Source organism: Arthrobacter sp. 10T413_2 (assembly GCF_056394205.1).
In genome coordinates, this window is sequence record NZ_JBFTHK010000319.1 from 1 (window position 1) to 2,116 (window position 2,116).

Annotated in this window: 3 protein-coding genes; 2 read left to right on the forward strand and 1 reads right to left on the reverse strand. The window is 68.0% G+C overall.

Annotated elements, in window-relative coordinates:
• Positions 1 to 319 precede the first annotated feature (319 nt).
• Positions 320 to 568: a putative acetyltransferase gene (locus tag AC1DBQ_RS23055; protein WP_476930711.1), complete on the reverse strand. Its 249-nt coding sequence runs from the start codon at positions 566 to 568 to the stop codon at positions 320 to 322.
• 153 nt (positions 569 to 721) lie between these two features.
• Between AC1DBQ_RS23055 and fdxA the strand changes: the two genes are divergently transcribed.
• Together fdxA and dapC are read left to right on the forward strand one after the other, a co-directional pair.
• On the forward strand, positions 722 to 1,048 hold the full coding sequence (gene fdxA / locus AC1DBQ_RS23060; protein WP_476930712.1) for a ferredoxin: 327 nt from the start codon (positions 722 to 724) through the stop codon (positions 1,046 to 1,048).
• Between the two features lie 12 nt (positions 1,049 to 1,060).
• On the forward strand, positions 1,061 to 2,116 hold a 1,056-nt coding region (dapC, locus tag AC1DBQ_RS23065; RefSeq protein ID WP_476930713.1), incomplete at its 3' end, for a succinyldiaminopimelate transaminase.

Here is a 2,116-nt window from a genome sequence, read left to right on the forward strand (position 1 = left end):
GTCCATGGCTGGCAACAAGGGGAGAGCATGTCCATTGGTTGCGGGCAATCAGAGAGGGCATGTCCAATGGTCGGAGCGAGGGGAAGGCATGTCCACGGGGTGCGGGTAGTTGAGAAGCGCGTGTCCACTGCCAGAGCTCAGGGGAGGGCACGTCCATTGGTAGAGAAGCTATGGCCGGATATGCTCGCGGCTGGCAACAAGGGGAGAGCATGTCCATCGGCTGCGGGCAATCCGAGAGGACATGTCCATTGGTTGGAGCGGGGAGKGCGCATGTCCATCGGCTGAGGTGTAGGGAGGGCATGTCCACTGGCCGGGCCGGTCAGGGCGCCGCCACCCGCGGGGCGCGGCGCGGCGGGGCCGGGGGGACTTCCTTGGCCGCCACGACGAGCGGGAGCGCAATGACGACGTCGGACCGGCGGGTGCGGACGGTGCACGCGCCGTCGGTCCGTTCCACGAGCTCGCCGAGCGCATCCGTCAGGCCGCCGTCGATCCGGTAGCGGACCACAACCCGGGTGCCGAGCGGGGCGCCGGAGAGGAACTGCTGGGGCAAGGGCAATGGCGAGCTCATCAGATCATGGTAAGACGAGGACCGTGTATGACGTCCCGCTAGGTTCGCGGGAACAGGCTGGGAGATAATAGGCTCAGAAGTCAGCAGCCCGGCGCTCAGGCCGGGCAAACCATCCGGCCGGTCGCCGGGAACCAACGTGGAGAGGCCAGGGACGTGACGTACGTAATCGCGCAGCCGTGTGTAGATGTCAAAGACAAGGCATGTATTGAGGAGTGCCCCGTCGATTGCATTTACGAGGGTGAGCGTTCCCTGTACATCCACCCGGACKAGTGCGTGGACTGCGGTGCCTGCGAGCCGGTCTGCCCCGTCGAAGCGATCTACTACGAGGACGACACCCCGGACGAGTGGGCCGATTACTACAAGGCCAACGTCGAATTCTTTGACGAACTCGGCTCGCCGGGCGGCGCCGCGAAGGTCGGGAACACCCACACGGACCACCCCATGATCGCCGCCCTGCCGCCGCAGAACCAAGACAATTAAGGCGGCGCTGCAGTGGCATCCGCGGTGCGCACTTTCGGCCTGAGCCTGCCCGACTACCCGTGGGAGGCCATGGCGCCCTATCTCGCCACGGCGTCCCGGCACGCGGCAGGRACCGTCAACCTGTCCATCGGCACGCCGGTGGACCCGACGCCGGCCCTCATCCAGGACGCGCTGCGCGCCGCCGCGGACGCCCCCGGTTATCCCACTGTGCACGGGACGCCGGCACTGCGGGAGGCGATCGCCGGCTGGTTCGAGCGCCGGCGCGGAGTGCCCGGGCTGGATCCGCAGAACGTGATGCCGACGGTGGGATCCAAGGAACTCGTCGCGTGGCTGCCGTTCCTGCTCGGCCTGAAGCCGGGCGACGTCGTGGTCCGTCCCACGGTCGCCTACCCCACCTATGACATCGGCGCCACATTCGCCGGTGCCGAGCACATCGCCGCCGACGACCTCGACGAGCTCGACGCCGGCACTMGCGCCCGCGTGCGGCTGGTCTGGGTCAACTCACCGGCCAACCCCACCGGCAGCGTCCGCGACATCGCTTCGCTGCGACGGATTGTCCGGCAKGCCCGCGARCTCGGCGCCGTCGTCGCATCCGACGAATGTTACGCCGAACTCGGCTGGGGGGAGTGGGACGTCCAGCGCGGCGGGACCCCGGTCCCCAGCGTCCTGGACCCGCAGGTCGCCGAAGGCTCCCACGATGGTCTGCTCGCCGTCTATTCGCTCAGCAAGCAGTCCAACCTGGCCGGTTACCGGGCCGCCTTCGTTGCCGGCGATCCGGCGATCATGGCGAACCTGGTCAACAGCCGCAAGCACGCCGGCATGATTGTCCCCTACCCGGTCCAGGAAGCCATGCGCGTCGCCCTGGGCGACGATGCCCACGTCACGGCGCAGAAGGATCTCTACAGGGGCCGGCGGGAGCGGATCGTCCCCGCGCTGGAGAGCTTCGGGCTGACGATTCATGAGTCCCGCGCGGGTCTCTATTTGTGGGCCACCGCCGGCGAAGCGACGTGGGACACCGTGGGCAGGCTCGCGGACCGCGGAATCGTCGTTGGCCCCGGGGTTTTCTAC

What these genes read in the sequence shown, in the direction of transcription:
- AC1DBQ_RS23055 (WP_476930711.1), bottom strand. Translation starts at nt 568, where the DNA reads ATGAGCTCGCCATTGCCCTTGCCCCAGCAGTTCCTCTCCGGCGCCCCG.